This is a genomic window from Pseudoalteromonas byunsanensis, from assembly GCF_001854475.1.
GTDB classification, from domain to species: Bacteria; Pseudomonadota; Gammaproteobacteria; order Enterobacterales; family Alteromonadaceae; genus Pseudoalteromonas; species Pseudoalteromonas byunsanensis.
Map to the genome: position 1 here is coordinate 305418 of NZ_MNAN01000037.1, position 15712 is coordinate 321129.

Sequence of the window (15712 nt, forward strand, 5' to 3'; positions counted from 1 at the left end):
TTCAGTTGGCACTTATAAAAAGATAGACCTAATATTGAATCTATGTTCATGTTTTGCGTAGGATGGCGTAGATGGCTGAGAAGTTCACAGTATTGCTTGTTGATGATACTTCCGAAAACCTTGCATTAATGTCGGAGATATTAAAGACAGAATACCGAGTGATCGCCGCCAAAAGTGGACAAAGCGCACTAAATATTTTAGACACTAAACCCGTCGATATCGTGTTGCTAGATATCATCATGCCTGAAATGGATGGCTATGAAGTGATAAGAAGAATAAAAGCCACCGAAAAACTGACTGACATTCCGGTGATCTTTTTAACTGCAAAAAACAGTATACAGGACGAAGAACTGGGGTTTTCGCTCGGTGCATGTGATTATATCAACAAGCCAATCAGTCCACCGATTATTCAATCTCGGGTCAGAACACATATTCAAATTAAGCGCCACAGGGATTTTTTAAAAGATAAAAATGCATATCTAGAGTCTGAAGTACAAAAAAGAACCAAAGAGCTTTCTGATGCCCAAGACGCAACCATTGCTGCGATGGCCAGCTTGGCTGAAACCCGCGATCAGGAAACAGGTAATCACATTAAGCGCACACAACTTTATGTTAAAACATTGGCCGCAAGACTGGCGACATTAACTAAATACAAACACGTATTGACCGAAGAAGTTATAGAACTGTTTTACAAATCAGCACCATTACATGACATTGGTAAAGTAGGTATTCCAGATGCCATATTACTGAAACAAGGTCGCCTCACGCCCCCTGAGTTTGAAGTTATGAAAACTCATGCTCAACTAGGTTACGAGGCCATTGCCAAAGCAGAAGAGGAACTCTCTGGTGAGGTTAAGTTTTTGCAAATTGCCAAAGATATTGCACGTTTCCATCACGAGAAATGGGATGGCAGCGGTTACCCACTAGGCTTATCTGGTACAGAAATACCTCTAAGTGCAAGACTCATGGCTATTGCTGATGTGTATGATGCTTTGATCAGTAAACGCGTTTATAAAGATGCGATACCACATGAACAAGCACTAAAAATAATCTGTGATGGGCGCGGCAGTCACTTCGACCCAGAAATACTCGATGAGTTTATAGCTATAGAGAAGGTTTTTTTCTCTATAGCCCGTAAGTACTCGGATTAATACCGTATTGCCACTCAGACAGCTTCAAATGAACTTCTGCCTGTGAGTTTCATTTGAACTCAATAGGTGTATGAACAATAGCCTTTAACCTATTCAGGTTTGATTCAAGACCTGTAATGCTTTTTTATAAAGATCAATAACAGGTTCTATACTATTGGTTTCAATAAAATTATTAAACTGAGGTGAGGCGTTAAGCTCGATGAGATACATGTCGTCTTTATCATCAACAATAATGTCATAGCCAACCCAGCCCATAGGGAACTCATTGTGGATCGGTGCAACAAAATCAGCCAATTGTTTGAATAGCCCTTCATCTGTTACATGAATAGCCTGCTCGCCATTTTCCCAATACTTTACATTGAAAGAGGCTGCAGCATTACCTCGACGATAAGCAAACATAGGCTCACCGTACGCACATAATAAGCGGTACTCGGCTTTGGTTGCGACAAACTCCTGCGCTAAAGCAAGATAATCATAACTTTTTGAATGATGATTAAAGATTTCCTTCAGAGCGGTTTCAGCCTCAATGGCGTCATGACACAAAAATACATTGTTTCCTAATGCGCCTTTGTTGCGTTTAACCACTACGGGGTATTCAAGTTCTTCGTCAATACGTGCAAGTGCAGCAGCAATACTGTTACAGTGTTTATATTGGCTGTACTTCGCGGCAACATTGAAGTCTAAAAAGTCTAACGTTTTTGGAACCCGTACAACATCCTTAAGCAATTGATATGTATGGCTCTTATCTCCACAAATACAAAACGCTACTTCACTATTGAATGCTGTTTTGTTCAACTCAAAGTATTGCCAACCCTTGTCCATCTTCACGCGAACAAAGTTTTGGTCTAAATCAATAAATTCATACTCAAAACCAACAGCATCACACGCTTGAATGAGACATTTTATATTATTTTCCATATCGTTATTTGATCTCGTTAATTGGAGAGTTAGACATATTGTATGTGCTTTAACAAACAACGGTCCAAATTTGTGGGACGTAGGTCCTGATTGGTATATTTATATCTTTATAATGCAAGCACAGTAATGACCGTGCTCGCCAATTTACCCACAGATTAATCTGCGCGGCCCATAAACTTTTTCTCGTCAGTGTTGATTCGGATCTTATCACCAGCTGAAATATGCTCAGGAACCTGAACAACTAAACCTGTCGTTAATGTTGCGGGTTTAGTACGAGCACTGGCTGATGCGCCTTTGATTGAAGGAGATGTGTCTTCAATAACAAGCTCAACGCTTGAAGGTAGATCAATAGAGACCGGGCGGCCTTCAACAATAACTGCCAATAACCCTTTAGTATCTTCACTGATGAACTGTACCTGCTCTTCAATGGTACTTTTATTCAAGTTGTACGGTGTGTAATCTTCTTCATCCATAAACACATACTCATCACCATCGATGTATGAGAACATGACTGGACGACGAACCAGATCTGCAAGTGTTAGCATTTCATCGGCTTTGAATGTTTCATCAACTTTACCGCCATTCACAACGTCGTACATACGCATACGATATAAACTACCACCTGCACGACCCTGAGGAACAGAGCGTTCTATGTCTCTGACGATCATTACACGGTTGTTATACTCAATCGCAGCATGTTTTTTAATTTCACTGGCCTTAGGCATGACTATTTCTCTTAAAATTATTTTGGCAAAAAACTACCACGATCTTGCCACATAACCAAGCACCAAGGCCAGCTAATTTAAGCTGATTAAATCACTGTAGCTAGCGTAAAATTAGCCAGAGCGCGTGTATAATCCCTGGTACAAAAAACAAAATACTCAAAAGTACGTTTATTACCAAATCTTTCCCTACACCATTGTTTAATGCCACTGCAATCGGTGGAAAGATAATTGCTAAAATAATCAACACCAGTTTATTCATTTTCTTCTCCATGATTAAGAATATCCGGGTAAAAGTCCGCGACGCCATGTCTACTTACTCACCCTCATTAAAGGCTAATCCAAAACACACGCTTTGCAATTTATTCTGGCAAGTTAATGAACATAATAGATAAAAACCACCAAATTTAGCTTTGGTGGTTTTTGACATAACTGATATCCGGCTAAAGGCGCAAGCTCAACTTGCAATAACAGTTAGAATTCAAACTCCAACGCCATTGTAAAGCTGTGATCTTTACCACAGTACTAAACTCCAGCAACAAAACTAACTTCCAACTATAAGCAGGCGTTGACTAACACGGATGCGCACACTAGAGCAAAGTACGAGAATGGTCTATCGACATGCCGGCCTCAATAATAGCATCTATGGCACGAGCACATTTGGGTTGTGAGAAGTAATAGCCCTGTAACTGATGGCAACCAGCATCAGCCAGTATGCGTGCTTGCTCTGAGGTTTCGACCCCCTCAGCAACACAGTTAACCTTTAGGCTCTTCGCCATGTGCACAATTACAATGGCCAGTTCACTACTGTTAATATCACCGGTCAGATCGGAGACAAACTTTTGATCAACCTTAATGGTATCGAAGGTAAGGTGCTTTAAATAACTCAAACTAGAGTAGCCAGTTCCAAAGTCATCAATTGCCACCCGAATACCATGGCTTTTGATATCCAATAGCGTTTGTTTCATTGCATCTAAGTTAGAAACCAATGAAGATTCAGTGATCTCTATTTCAATGTTTGTCGGGGGAATGTTGAATTGCTCTAGTGAGTATAAAAAGATATCGATAAACCTAGGTTCTACTAATTGCAAAACAGAAATATTGACGCTTAATATCAAAGAAGGCATTTTTTGCAACCAAGTGGAGAAATCTGCGAGTGCCTTTTCAAGTAGCTGCTCACACACCTTATCAATGAGGTTTGCTTCCTCTGCAATGGCGATAAATTGATGGGGCCCAGCTAATTGACCATCATGATCCCATCGAGCCAGCATCTCGAGCTTTTCTAATAAGAAACTCTGTGCATTAACAACTGGCTGATAATAAGGAATAAACTCACTTTCTTTTATGCCAATAGCAATCGCAGACTCTTGTTCAATCTTAAACTCCGCATCCTGATCAAGCTCTACACTGTAGAACTGATAATCACTCCTCGCGACATTCTTTGCGCGATACATCGCTGTATCTGCATGTTTCATCAAAGACTCAGCAGAGTCACCATCTTCTGGATAGATTGCAACGCCGGCACTGAGCGCCAGCTCGACCTGCACCTGTTCAAGCTCATAACAACCCGAAACAGACTCTAGTATCTTTTCAACTACTTTGCCCACCTGCGACTTATTGCTTACCCTATCAAGCAACAATACAAACTCATCTCCGCCCATACGAGACACGGTGTCGCAACTTCGGATACTATTAGTCAATCGTTTTGCCACTTTTTTCAACAGTGAATCACCCACGTAATGCCCTAATGAGTCATTGATTTTTTTAAATTTGTCCAAATCAATAAAAACAACCGCAAAATGATGAGCTTCTCTTTTCGCCCGTTTACAAAATTGCGATAAGCGGTCTTGCAACAACAGCCGGTTAGGTAAGCCTGTCAGCACATCATGATGGGCTAAGTGGTTTAACTTACGTGACATTATTCGTGATTCAGTCACATCTTGAAACACCATTACCGCCCCCACTATTTCACCATTTTTAAGATAAATAGGAGAAATTGAATCTTGAATAGCAAACTCGAGGTTTAAGTGGTTTCTTACACAAGTTAGTTCGGGTAAAGTCATAAGTTGATTGTGCTTAATACAGTAATCGGTCAATCCCCTGATCGGCTGTTTGGTGTCTTCATTATAAAGCGGCATAACTTCATCGAACGGTAACCCTTTAACCTCTCTAGTCAATTTTGCCAATACAGCTTCAGCAACAGGATTCATGTAAGTAACTTTGCTATTTACATCGGTACAAATCACCCCATCACCAATTGAGCTCAGTGTTACTTCTAGTAGCTCTTTTTCTTGCTCTAGTACATCTGCTAATTTTATTTGCTCTGATATGTCTTGTAAGAAACACAAGGTACGTACTCCAGTGGGTGTATTGAACACTTCGGCTTTTAAATTAACGGTTAAGCTTTCATCTTCACTACCTGTCAACAGCAAGTTCGAGAGCATAAATTTACTCTCAATATCTAAAACATGCTTATCAAAAGCTTGTTTACCTTCTGGTGTCATAAAGTCAGTAAATGATCTCCCAATGAGAAGCTCTCGAGGTTCCTCTATCGCGTCGACAAAGCCTTCACTCACTTCCTGAATTTTGCCATCTGAATCAATCGTCAGGAGCATTTCAGGACTCAGTTCAAATGTGTGTTTAAAACTCACATGCAACTGAGACAGCTGTTCATTTGAATGAGCGGCAAGTTTCTTATAGCGCCAAACAAGCAATGCAGTTAAGTAGCCAACCGTAATTGAAATGAACAGCGAAAAACCTGAACCTAACACTCCGTTTTCCACATTGATATAATGAAAATTAAGGACTGCGCTCGCTAATCCACCAATAGAAAAACTAAATAAGTTCAACAATTTAAAGTCGTAAAACACCACAGACAATACAAACAAAGCCACTGTTATTGCAGTAAACAAGTGCCACGAAATGGCGGCTGTAATCACCATTAAACCAATTACTAGCGCACAAAACATCGCATAGCGAAACTGATACACTGATTGCAGGTACGCTTGTCCTCTGCTCATGAAAGCTAAAATAAATGGGGAGCCCACAAACAGCGCTAATGAGTTGCCAATCACCCGACTAAATAACACTGTTTGTGTAGCAATTGATGTGTTGTACAAAACCCAAGAGACACCAATAGCACCAAACACGGTTGCAGGAATAAATACATATGTAAAAATACTCATTGCTACTTGAAAAGAGGAGCGTTGGTATACGTCAGTCTGATAGAAACGCTCTAGCAGCTCACAGATCACGACCACTTCTATCATATTAATAAGAATCAAAGTTCCATTGAGCAAATCGAGTGCTGATAGATAAGCAAGTACAGCACCGTTTATCATTGCAATACCTGTACAAACGGCCAACCTTACTAATGCATTTTGATTGATAAGGGCACCTACCAACCACAGACTAACGCCGCCTAACGAAATTACCGCAAGCGCAGTTGGCGAGTAAGATAAATATAAAATGACCGTCGCTAAATAACCCAAAACCCAAAATAACAGGTGTTTCATTTGTATAACCTAACCTTGGTTGACGTGGAAGGGCCTGTGTCTAGTAAAAATATGAGTGAGATCTCTTGTTTTATCAAGGTAAAGGCATGATATGAGTGGTTTTCAAGCGATTTATTGGGCGAAAAACCAAAATTTATCTATGCTCATAAAACAGCAACAGTTGAGTTTCACCCATGACCAGAAATGATGAAGCAGCTCAGGCTGTTAGAAATTTTGTACGAGTAGCAAATATAGTCGCTAACTTAGATACCATTTTAATAGAAGCAAAGAACCTCTCACTAACTGCAAAAAATGCAAGGGTTGTTGCACTTAGAGCTGGCGATTCTGCGTTTGGTTTTAAACCTATCACTAACTTTATTGACGAGTTTTCTGATCTCACCATCAAAATAACTAAGCAGATATCACAGCTATCCAGCCAACTGTTCTCAATAGCCCTTGCAGTGGTCAGATGTAGTGACTTTCAACAACACCTGAATAATTGTGCCAAGAGCTCCGATAATAAAGCGATTAGCCACTTACAGCGGGAAGTCAATCTCGAGCTGATGAAAACCATTAAACAGTTAGAATCTGTGATTACATACCTAGAGAGTTACTTTGAGGACATTCAAAAACAAATGCGTAGTGCCGAATACATAGCTGTCACGAGTCGTGTGGAGGCATCTAACGCAGGAGAATTTAGCGAAAGTTTACAATCAGTATCTGATTTTATCACCGGTGCCGCAAAAAAAATTAAATCAGCAATTAATGATAATTTGAAAGAAATTAACCAGCTAAGAGGAGCATTACGTTGAAAACAAGTGAAATTTACAACAGCGCGACACATGTCTGGCTAGTACTTGGGAGAGACTCAAACAAATCAAATCACATCATCGACACCAACCAGTATTTGATTAAAAGCACTGACGAAGCAATTATTTTAGACCCAGGAGGCATTGAGCTTTTCTCACCAATGCTTGCCAGCATACTCAAGCACGTTACTTTAGAACAAGTCACTACTTTATTTGCTTCGCACCAAGACCCCGATATTATCTCTTCACTAGGGCTTTGGGATAAGGCCCTGCCGCAGGCGACTCTCCATGCACCTTGGCTATGGGAAGGATTTATTCGCCACTTTGGTATGGATAACATTACCTATCAACCCATCAAGGACGAAGGTGGAGAAATCAAAATTGGCAAGGCCACATTGCGATTTGTACCGGCCCACTACCTGCATTCTTCAGGCAACTTTAATGTGTACGACCCCAAAGCAAGAATATTAATGAGTGGTGACATTGGAGCGGCACTTGAAAAAGGTGAGCCACCTATGTTTGTTGAAGATTTTGCCAGTCATGTTAAATATATGGAGTATTTTCATCGCCGCTGGATGCCTTCAAACCGAGCCAAAAATGATTGGATCTCCCGTGTCAGAGAACTAGATATCGATATAATGGCACCACAACATGGTCGTATTTTCAAAGGTGAGATGGTACAGGAATTTTTAGAGTGGTTTTCACGTTTAGATGTGGGCTGCGCATATAAATAAACCACTCATTTGAGATAGATGCGGCTGTTAGCTGTCTGACCAAACGGCTAACTCGTTACCACTGGGTTCAATAAAGTGAAACCTTCTACCGCCAGGGAAACTAAAAATATCTTTGTTAATAGATCCCCCCTCCTGTTGCACGCGCTCTAGTGTGAGTTCAAGTTGGCTACTATAAATAACCACCAGTGCACTGCCACTGATGGTACTTGCCGATAGTTCACCACGATAGAAACCACCTTCGAGACCTGAGTTACTAAATGCAATATAATCAGGGCCATAGTGTTGAAATTGCCACCCAAAAGTGCGACTAAAGAACTGCTCAGTAGCAGCTAAATCGTGGGCCGCAAACTCCACATAATTGATATGATTTTGCATATTCCTCTCCTTGTTGAAACGTATCATGAACGGATTAATATTAACGAAATATATCCCCAAAATATTTACATGATTATTATGTAATTCAATACATTAGCATAACTTCTCAAAGATAACTTACTCCTTCATTAGACCAAAGTATATTGGTTAAAAGTGGTACAACACCGTACCTTTGAAAGTGATACAACATGTTAACAATAGGAGATCATCATGATCAAGAAGATACTTAGTCTTATCACTTTTATATATTTATCATTATTTAATTCATATGGTTATGCTAATAACTGTGAGGGCATTAACGAATATCCAAACTGGACAAGAAGTAACTGGGCTGGTGTTTACGACCATGCCCTAGGCGGCGACAAAATGCACCACCAAGGCATTCTATATCGCGCGAAATGGTGGACCAATTCAATACCAGGAAATGGCAGTGTCTGGGAAACCCTCGGTGCGTGTCAAAGTACTCCACCTGTTAGTGAAGGCCCTTTCAGTCGTCATGGTAAGCTTAGTGTATGTGGCACCAAATTATGCGACAAAAATAATCTCCCAGTACAACTTAAAGGTATGAGTAGTCATGGACTGCAATGGTTTGGCTTAAATAAATGTTTAACTCAAAACTCGCTACAGGTACTAGCTCAAGACTGGCATGCTGACATCATACGTTTAAGTCTATACGTCCAAGAAGGTGGGTATGAAACTAACCCCAGTGCCTTTACCAATCAGGTGAATGAGTTGATTGCTATGGCCAGCGACTTAGACATGTATGTATTGGTTGACTGGCATCAGCTTGACCCAGGAGACCCTAACTTTAATCTCGCCAATGCCAAACAGTTTTTTAGTGACATCGTCACCGCGAACAAAACCAGAGACAATGTAATTTATGATATCGCCAACGAGCCAAATGGTGTCAACTGGCAACGTATTTACGACTACGCCGTTGAGCTGATCCCAGTGATCCGTGATATTGACCCCGATGCAGTGGTGCTTGTAGGGACGCATGGCTGGTCAACATTTGGCGCTTCCGATGGTGGCTCGTTCAACGATGTGGTACTTCAACCATTACCGTTTAACAACATTATGTATACCTTCCACTTTTACGCAGCGTCACATCTTGATTACCACCGCAACATGTTAGATCAGGCATCAGATGTCTTACCGGTATTTGTCACCGAGTGGGGCACCCAAGATTATAAAGGGGAAGGTGACAATGACTTTGACAGTGCACAGGCCTATCTTGATCTCATGGCTAGTAAACATATTAGCTGGACGAACTGGAACTATTCCGATGACTGGCGTTCTGGCGCGGTATTTAAAGTGGGCTCATGCGCACAGGGACTATTTGGTGATGAGCAGCTAAAACCCGCGGGTGTATGGCTTAAAGAGCAAATCAAGCAAGGACACTAGACTCTTGACTTCACAGGCTAGCAGCTACACGCTACTAGCCTGTGTTAAAACGCTAAAATTTACCAATCACCTTTACTGCTCCAGTAACTTTGCCACTATCAACATAACCAATGGCGTCGGTATTTCCGGCAACAAAGTCAAGCACAGCTTGTTCACTATCTAACCCTTCAGGTGGCGTGCCTTTGCCCGTAAAAATTAGCTTTGACCAATAGGCTTTATATTGACTACTCGACTTACCAAGCACATTACTTGTAAATTCATCGACCACGTTCCCACTGTTCAAACTAACCGCTTGTACCTTTGTTCCATCATTAAATGACTTCGTTTTACCCAAATAGATTTTAGCAATGCTGTCTTTATCAAGCGTATTGCCATTGCTAGGGTGCACAATAACTGAAACCTCAGCGGCACAATGAGCGCTTGCTGCTAGCAATATACAAGTTGCAATCGTTTTTTTCATATTTGCCTCTCTAGAACACCAAGTCAACCGCAACCGCGATAACATCATTATCTTGATTTATCACGTCATTATCCAAGCGACTCCAATCAATTTTAAATGCCGCCGAAGGATGAAAATCATAGCGTGCGCCTATGGTTATCGTGTTGGTATTAACACGAGTCGCATTTAAAGCGCCATTCATAAGATCTCTGATCAACGGAGCATTTGGGTTAGTCGGATCTGTCGAAACTGGAACCACAGAGCCATTTGCAAGCGTTACCGTCGTCGGTACTTGATTAAAACGGCTACTAGGATGCTTGTCATCATTGTCTTCATAAGTGACATGCAACGTCCAATCTTCGAGTCGATAACCAGCTGAAATATAGTATTGCGACTGTTCAGGCAACAAACTATTGTCCACTTCGATTTCTGTATATTCACCATCAAGTAAGAAGTTGCTGTAATCAATCGCAAAACCTAACCCTAAAAATGAGCCATCGTCTTTATCTATGACCAATTGGCTAAGTTGTTCTTGCAAACCATAGTTTTGCAATGCGCCAGACAACCCAACCAAGGGCGCAGAGTTATTTAAACTGATACTCGTCTGTGCAACGACATAGGATGCACGCAATGTGAGCCAGTCTCGAGACATGGTCCAATTGAAACCCGTGATATCATTGAGGGTAGAATCATCACTGTCGGTAATAGCGCTGGCCTTGCCTTCATAGCGCCCATACACAATTTGCAACGATGAGTCCCACAGCCCTAACTGTGAAGTATAAAGCAAGCTCATTCCTGTTGGAGTGGTTGATGCAAAGCTATAAACCGATGTGGGTGGACGTACCCAACGATACGCATAGCCTACTTCTATAAAATCAGAGTATCTAAACAAGGGTAATCGCATTTTCCCTGCACTCAGACGCAGGTGTTCATTAATATCATATGATACATAAGCCCATTCGAACCCTGCATCGTAATCTTCATTGCCTCGGGCCACGATTTGAGCAGTGGCGCTAATGCCATTCCCTAAATCGGACGAAACTTGCAGGGCAAACATGCTTTCGTTACTGAATGAAATCTCATCTTCGTAGCCGAATACACTCATATTATCGTCAGTCGCTGACCCCGCAACAATGGAGGCAAAACCATTGATACGCAGGTCTGCGCCGTATGCTGTACCATTAATGGCGCAACATAAAGCTACAGCTATTAGTCGTTTTTTCATAGTGTCATCCCAATTGATAATTTATTAAACATCAATATCTCCTTGAGTATAGAAGCGAATTTTTCTTTTACCTTATTGGGCCCAGCTAAATCAGCTTAAAAACGATTGCTTTTTAATATGTTATCAAAACAGGTATGCGCTAATTATTAGTTACAAACAAAAAAGCCTTCACAGATGTGAAGGCTTTTGTACTGAGCTTTACTGCTTTGTTTTTCAGCTGTTAAGCTATTTTTCGAAGTAAGCCTTGTGTGTTTTGTCGCATTGTTTTGGCGACCATAAAATAACCGATAACTGACACAAAACCGGCACCGGTAAGCGGTCCCAACAACCACACATATGGGTGCATTTTTCCACTTACATCAAACAGTTGCTGTTGTATAACCAACAGTGCAATATCACTCACTACAGCCGCAACAAGTCCTGCAATGGCTCCTAATAGCAGAAACTCATACAAAGTCGCCAATTTGATCAGTCTACCCTTAGCACCTAAAGTACGCAGTATGACCACCTCTTGCATTCGCTCAGCAAGGCTTGCTTGAACTTGAGAAACTAAGACCAACGCACCACTTATCAATACAATCGTCAATACAAACCCAATGGCCAAAGATACTTGAGCTATTATCGACTGAGCCTGTTCAAGACGACTTTTTATATCAATCATGCTGATCGTTGGATATTGCTGGAGCATGCTACTGATAGCCTTTGTATGGTGCTCTTCAAGTTTGGCTGCACTGAAATATGTAACGGGCAGTTGTCCTGCCATATTTGGACTTAGGATCATAACAAAATTTGGTTTAAGAGTTCCCCAGTCCACACTTCTAAAACTGGTGACAACAGCCTCAAATCGCTGCTCATCGACAAGAAACCCAATGGTGTCGCCAAGCTCCAAATCTAACTGCTCTTTCCATCCTTCAAATACCGACACTTCAATACGTCCATCGGTTACCTCACTACTAAACCACTCACCTTCAGTAATTTCATTTCCTTCAGGTAGCTGTGAGAGCCAAGTTAAATTAGGTTCGCGATTCACACCTCGTCGTTCGTTTTCATCTTTTTGCTCTTGCTCCCCTTCTTGACGAGACACTCGACGTTCCAACTGTTCGTCATTTATCGAGTCAACTCGCGCATTGAACACTGGATAAAAATCTTCGTGAGTGATTTTATGTTGACTAAAAAACGCAGTAAGTGGCTGCACTTCATCTTCAGCAATATTGATGAGAAACATATTAGGCGCATCTGCTGGCACTTGTGTTTGCCAGTCTGAGATCATGTCATTTTTTAGTACCACCAAAAACAGCATCAGTTTAATCGCTAACGCAAAACTTATCAGTTGTATCGCATTAGCGTTGGCGCGCTTTTGTAATGTTGCAATTGCTAATGACCAACTCGAACCGGGGCTTAGTCCCAGCTTTCTACCCGCACTAAAAATGAGTCGCGAAAAACCAAATAACACAGCAATGACCAGTAGTGTCGAACCAAATAAGATCAATGTAGTAATTAACTGCGCACTAAACATCCACATCAACAAGAAAATAGTCAATAACGACAACCCAACATGTACACGACTTAACGCCAATTGATCGCCAAGATTGCGTCGCAATACACGCAAAGGTGGAATATCAAACAAGTCAAGTAGAGGCTTTAACGAAAACATTAAGGCACACACAATGCCGATAAAAATAGACATAAGCCAAGGTTTGAAACCCGCGGCAGGCAACTCGGCATCCATAAATTTAGCTAGATAATCAGCCCCGATATGTTGCAAACCAAAACCAATGATCAAGCCGACCATAATGGAAAAGCCAGTCACCAAGCTCAAGTGAAGTAAGAAAATATTGCGGATAACCGAGCGACTTCCGCCCAAAGTTTTCATCATCGCAACGGGGTCGTACTGACGTTCACAATAGCGTTTAGCTGACACCGCCATCGCTACTGCTGCCAGCATGATACCAAACAAACCAGCTAACAATAAAAACCGCTCAGCACGCATCAGATTATCTCCTAACGGCGACTGTCTGTCTTTGATGCCTTGCCATGACTGATTCGCTTTGAGTTGCGGTTTAAGCCATGAATAAAACTCTGCCAGTTGCTGTTCCTCTCCCGCAAACAGTAACCGGTGAAATACGCGACTGCCAGGTTGTACGGCCTTAGTGGCGGCAATATCCTCATAATTAAGTAACACTCTGCGGTTCCCCGCCAGTGAGAAGAAAGGCGCATCCGGTTCAGTTACCAATACTTTACTAACAATGAAATTTCCAGCACCTAATTCAACACTATCACCCACTTGTACGCCCAAACTGTAGAACAAACCTTCGCTTAACCACAGCTGCCCTGCTTGAGGTGCGCCGCGTATTTCATAAGGTTGTCCAGCTAAGCTGTCTTTTAAAGTTACTTCTCCACGTAATGGATAAGCTTCAGACACCGCTTTTACCGAACCAAGTACCAGCTCATCGTTGGCAAACAGCATAGAATCAAAATACAACATCTTTGCCGTTTGTAACCCAAACTCTTGACCTTTATTTAAAATTTCGGGGCTAAGGGCATGGTTACTCGATAAGCGACGGTCCGCAGCGATAAAGTCACTGGTTTTTTGCTCTATGTTTAAGCCAATACGCTCGGTCACCGAAGACAGACTGAACACCGTAAGCACAGCTAATGAAATGGCTGCGAAAATAATCGATAGCTCGCCTCGGCGAAACTCTCGCGAAAATAGTTTTAATGCTAATTTAACCCACATTGACAGCCTCTCCTTCACGGATAGTTTCCAATTTACCGCCCTCAATATGGATGATACGGTCGCATTGATGAGCAAGCTGTTCATCATGGGTCACAAGTACCAAAGTTGTGCCGTTTTGTTTATTCAAATCAAACAATAGCTTTTCTATCATGTGACCATTTTTGCTGTCTAAATTTGCAGATGGTTCATCCGCGAACAAAATTTTAGGCGTGCCGATAAATGCACGGGCAATGGCAACTCGCTGTTGCTCACCACCCGATAATTGGGAAGGGTAATGCTCTAAACGATGCGATAGCCCCACTTTTTCAAGTAGTTCAATGGCCTGTTGTTTAGCATTTTTTTCCCCTGCAAGTTCGGCAGGTAGCATCACGTTTTCCAACGCAGTTAAGCTTTGTACCAACATGAAGGACTGAAAAACAAAACCCACCTTCTCTGCCCGTAACTGAGCTCGTTGCTCCTCATCCATTAGCTCTAACTGCTCTGTATCTAAGCTGATCTCCCCTTGTGTTGCAACGTCTAACCCTGCCAGCAAGCTCAATAATGTTGATTTACCAGAACCTGAAGCACCAACAATCGCGACTGACTCCCCCGACTTGACAGAAAAATTGATATCACTGAGGATAGTGAGCTCGCCCTCTAAGGTGTTTACACGCTTAGTAAGCCCCGAGACATTAATGATATTTAACTGAGAAAATACTGACATGACACGTTTCTTCCTAAAGTTCTTAGTAATTTCCTTGCTAACTGTGCAATCGTTTAGCAGCTTCGCAAAAGATAAAATTATGATTATTGGTGATAGCTTAAGCGCAGGCTACGGACTGGAACAAGCACAAGCTTGGGTTAATTTGTTACAAAATAAATACGTAGCAGAGCAAAAACCGATCGAAATAATCAATACAGCCATAAGCGGACAAACGACAGACAACGCACTACTTAAGATTGGCGCATGGTTAGCAGCACATAAACCAAGCCATGTACTCATAGAGTTAGGCGGCAATGATGGAATTCGCGGCTTTCCGATTAAGTTACTACAAAAGCATCTTACCGAGCTGGTTACTAAAAGCCAACGTTCTGGCGCGCATGTAGCATTAATGGAGATTCAGATCCCGCCTAATTTGGGGCCAAGATACACAAAAATGTTCACCGACAGCTACAGCAAAGTAGCAAACAGCACTGAGGCATATTTGATGCCTTATTTTATGGTGCCAATAGCAGTTAACCCAGATCTAATGCAAGATGACAACTTACACCCAAATGCAAAAGCACAGCCCATTATCAGAGATTTTATGGACAAGGAGATTTCAACTTGGCTAAAACAAACCAAACAATAAGGTAAGAAAGGTTAAGGAAAAAGAAAAATTTATAGGTGTCTAGCTCTACTCACTATTAACTAGCTATAGCCGATTTAGTCGATAGAGCCGACACCGCTCAGTGTGGTTAGGCTGACGTATTAGTCAGCCATTTAATAAAGCTTCTCGCATCACTTGGCGAAGCAAAACGGGTATTTCTCATTCCCATTTTATCTGCAAAGATAACATTACTTTTATTTACTGAGATTGACAGCACAGGCTGTGCAATTTGGATCACAGATCCATTATATTCATATGACATAGAAAACTCACAAATTTATGTCGAAAAACCGACAAATTAATTAAATAAGCTTCACTACAGTGTTGACGATATTCCCATCGATTAGTGCCTTAA

The 15712-nt window shown here is 41.5% G+C and carries 15 protein-coding genes; 5 read left to right on the forward strand and 10 right to left on the reverse strand.

Going from position 1 to position 15712, the window contains the following annotated elements:
- Positions 1 to 71 precede the first annotated feature (71 nt).
- Complete coding sequence (locus BIW53_RS19755; RefSeq protein ID WP_070993731.1) at positions 72 to 1151, forward strand: HD-GYP domain-containing protein; 1080 nt, start codon at positions 72 to 74, stop codon at positions 1149 to 1151.
- A gap of 93 nt (positions 1152 to 1244) precedes the next feature.
- Here BIW53_RS19755 and BIW53_RS19760 read toward each other — a convergent pair whose 3' ends face one another.
- From BIW53_RS19760 to BIW53_RS19775, 4 genes are all read right to left on the reverse strand, one after another.
- Positions 1245 to 2069, reverse strand: a complete 825-nt coding sequence (locus BIW53_RS19760; RefSeq protein WP_070993732.1) for an ATP-grasp domain-containing protein — start codon at positions 2067 to 2069, stop codon at positions 1245 to 1247.
- Between the two features lie 155 nt (positions 2070 to 2224).
- Positions 2225 to 2794: an elongation factor P-like protein EfpL gene (gene efpL, locus BIW53_RS19765; RefSeq protein WP_070993733.1), complete on the reverse strand. Its 570-nt coding sequence runs from the start codon at positions 2792 to 2794 to the stop codon at positions 2225 to 2227.
- 100 nt (positions 2795 to 2894) lie between these two features.
- The gene (locus BIW53_RS19770) at positions 2895 to 3053 is read right to left on the reverse strand and encodes a YqaE/Pmp3 family membrane protein (protein ID WP_070986015.1); all 159 of its coding nucleotides are present in this window, start codon (positions 3051 to 3053) and stop codon (positions 2895 to 2897) included.
- Between the two features lie 328 nt (positions 3054 to 3381).
- Positions 3382 to 6306 carry a sensor domain-containing protein gene (locus BIW53_RS19775; protein ID WP_070993734.1) on the reverse strand — a complete coding sequence of 975 codons (2925 nt, stop codon included), beginning with the start codon at positions 6304 to 6306 and terminating at the stop codon, positions 3382 to 3384.
- Positions 6307 to 6479: 173 nt separating this feature from the next.
- On the opposite strand from BIW53_RS19775, the gene BIW53_RS19780 reads away from it, so the two are divergent.
- Positions 6480 to 7097, forward strand: coding sequence for a chemotaxis protein (locus BIW53_RS19780; RefSeq protein ID WP_070993735.1), 618 nt, complete (start codon positions 6480 to 6482; stop codon positions 7095 to 7097).
- Positions 7094 to 7828 carry an oxygen-binding di-iron domain-containing protein gene (locus BIW53_RS19785; protein ID WP_070993736.1) on the forward strand — a complete coding sequence of 245 codons (735 nt, stop codon included), beginning with the start codon at positions 7094 to 7096 and terminating at the stop codon, positions 7826 to 7828. The genes BIW53_RS19780 and BIW53_RS19785 overlap by 4 nt, the downstream gene beginning before the upstream one ends.
- Before the next feature lie 27 nt (positions 7829 to 7855).
- On the opposite strand, the gene BIW53_RS19790 is transcribed toward BIW53_RS19785, so the two are convergent.
- Positions 7856 to 8203, reverse strand: coding sequence for a VOC family protein (locus tag BIW53_RS19790; RefSeq protein ID WP_070993737.1), 348 nt, complete (start codon positions 8201 to 8203; stop codon positions 7856 to 7858).
- A gap of 210 nt (positions 8204 to 8413) precedes the next feature.
- Between BIW53_RS19790 and BIW53_RS19795 the strand changes: the two genes are divergently transcribed.
- Positions 8414 to 9607 carry a cellulase family glycosylhydrolase gene (locus BIW53_RS19795; protein ID WP_070993738.1) on the forward strand — a complete coding sequence of 398 codons (1194 nt, stop codon included), beginning with the start codon at positions 8414 to 8416 and terminating at the stop codon, positions 9605 to 9607.
- Between the two features lie 52 nt (positions 9608 to 9659).
- On the opposite strand, the gene BIW53_RS19800 is transcribed toward BIW53_RS19795, so the two are convergent.
- The 4 genes from BIW53_RS19800 to BIW53_RS19815 form a co-directional block, all read right to left on the reverse strand.
- On the reverse strand, positions 9660 to 10067 hold the full coding sequence (locus tag BIW53_RS19800) for a type 2 periplasmic-binding domain-containing protein (protein WP_070993739.1): 408 nt from the start codon (positions 10065 to 10067) through the stop codon (positions 9660 to 9662).
- Positions 10068 to 10077: 10 nt separating this feature from the next.
- On the reverse strand, positions 10078 to 11271 hold the full coding sequence (locus BIW53_RS19805; protein ID WP_070993740.1) for a porin: 1194 nt from the start codon (positions 11269 to 11271) through the stop codon (positions 10078 to 10080).
- Between the two features lie 220 nt (positions 11272 to 11491).
- Positions 11492 to 14008 carry an ABC transporter permease gene (locus BIW53_RS19810; RefSeq protein ID WP_070993741.1) on the reverse strand — a complete coding sequence of 839 codons (2517 nt, stop codon included), beginning with the start codon at positions 14006 to 14008 and terminating at the stop codon, positions 11492 to 11494.
- On the reverse strand, positions 13998 to 14711 hold the full coding sequence (locus tag BIW53_RS19815; protein ID WP_070993742.1) for an ABC transporter ATP-binding protein: 714 nt from the start codon (positions 14709 to 14711) through the stop codon (positions 13998 to 14000). The genes BIW53_RS19810 and BIW53_RS19815 overlap by 11 nt, the downstream gene beginning before the upstream one ends.
- Between BIW53_RS19815 and BIW53_RS19820 the strand changes: the two genes are divergently transcribed.
- Positions 14710 to 15339: an arylesterase gene (locus BIW53_RS19820; protein WP_070993743.1), complete on the forward strand. Its 630-nt coding sequence runs from the start codon at positions 14710 to 14712 to the stop codon at positions 15337 to 15339. The genes BIW53_RS19815 and BIW53_RS19820 overlap by 2 nt on opposite strands.
- 106 nt (positions 15340 to 15445) lie before the next feature.
- Here BIW53_RS19820 and BIW53_RS21015 read toward each other — a convergent pair whose 3' ends face one another.
- Positions 15446 to 15619, reverse strand: a complete 174-nt coding sequence (locus tag BIW53_RS21015) for a hypothetical protein (RefSeq protein ID WP_175442178.1) — start codon at positions 15617 to 15619, stop codon at positions 15446 to 15448.
- Positions 15620 to 15712 lie beyond the last annotated feature (93 nt).

What these genes read in the sequence shown, in the direction of transcription:
- BIW53_RS19755 (WP_070993731.1), top strand. Translation starts at nt 72, where the DNA reads ATGGCTGAGAAGTTCACAGTATTGCTTGTTGATGATACTTCCGAAAAC.
- BIW53_RS19760 (WP_070993732.1), bottom strand. Translation starts at nt 2,069, where the DNA reads ATGGAAAATAATATAAAATGTCTCATTCAAGCGTGTGATGCTGTTGGT.
- efpL (WP_070993733.1), bottom strand. Translation starts at nt 2,794, where the DNA reads ATGCCTAAGGCCAGTGAAATTAAAAAACATGCTGCGATTGAGTATAAC.
- BIW53_RS19770 (WP_070986015.1), bottom strand. Translation starts at nt 3,053, where the DNA reads ATGAATAAACTGGTGTTGATTATTTTAGCAATTATCTTTCCACCGATT.
- BIW53_RS19775 (WP_070993734.1), bottom strand. Translation starts at nt 6,306, where the DNA reads ATGAAACACCTGTTATTTTGGGTTTTGGGTTATTTAGCGACGGTCATT.
- BIW53_RS19780 (WP_070993735.1), top strand. Translation starts at nt 6,480, where the DNA reads ATGACCAGAAATGATGAAGCAGCTCAGGCTGTTAGAAATTTTGTACGA.
- BIW53_RS19790 (WP_070993737.1), bottom strand. Translation starts at nt 8,203, where the DNA reads ATGCAAAATCATATCAATTATGTGGAGTTTGCGGCCCACGATTTAGCT.
- BIW53_RS19795 (WP_070993738.1), top strand. Translation starts at nt 8,414, where the DNA reads ATGATCAAGAAGATACTTAGTCTTATCACTTTTATATATTTATCATTA.
- BIW53_RS19800 (WP_070993739.1), bottom strand. Translation starts at nt 10,067, where the DNA reads ATGAAAAAAACGATTGCAACTTGTATATTGCTAGCAGCAAGCGCTCAT.
- BIW53_RS19805 (WP_070993740.1), bottom strand. Translation starts at nt 11,271, where the DNA reads ATGAAAAAACGACTAATAGCTGTAGCTTTATGTTGCGCCATTAATGGT.
- BIW53_RS19810 (WP_070993741.1), bottom strand. Translation starts at nt 14,008, where the DNA reads ATGTGGGTTAAATTAGCATTAAAACTATTTTCGCGAGAGTTTCGCCGA.
- BIW53_RS19820 (WP_070993743.1), top strand. Translation starts at nt 14,710, where the DNA reads ATGACACGTTTCTTCCTAAAGTTCTTAGTAATTTCCTTGCTAACTGTG.
- BIW53_RS19815 (WP_070993742.1), bottom strand. Translation starts at nt 14,711, where the DNA reads ATGTCAGTATTTTCTCAGTTAAATATCATTAATGTCTCGGGGCTTACT.
- BIW53_RS21015 (WP_175442178.1), bottom strand. Translation starts at nt 15,619, where the DNA reads ATGTCATATGAATATAATGGATCTGTGATCCAAATTGCACAGCCTGTG.